This is a genomic window from Stenotrophomonas sp. SrG, from assembly GCF_050031795.1.
In the GTDB taxonomy this organism is placed as follows: Bacteria; Pseudomonadota; Gammaproteobacteria; order Xanthomonadales; family Xanthomonadaceae; genus Stenotrophomonas; species Stenotrophomonas rhizophila_A.
Window position 1 is genome coordinate 1 of sequence record NZ_JBNBBE010001016.1, and the last position, 241, is coordinate 241.

Genomic DNA, 241 nt, shown 5'->3' on the forward strand with positions numbered 1-241 from the left:
CGTCAACGCGGTGGCATTGATATAAGAAAACACGCTGTACTGCGGAATCTAGGCCTTCTCACCGTCCAACGGCGCGATCAGCTTGGTCGGGTCCATCACCACCACCAGCTCGGCACCAAAGCCGTCGCGGCGATAGGTACAGCGCAGGCCGGCGAAACTCACCGAGGATGCCGACACCATCGTGCTGGGAATGCTGGCCACGCGCAGCTCGTCGACGTCCGAGGTCAGCGACCAGCGCTCG

Annotated in this window: 1 pseudogene; it reads right to left on the reverse strand. The window is 62.7% G+C overall.

Features of this window, described 5'->3' with window-relative positions:
- Window positions 1-51 precede the first annotated feature (51 nt).
- Window positions 52-241, reverse strand: a pseudogene (locus ACQG3P_RS22565) (hypothetical protein); the annotation flags it as partial.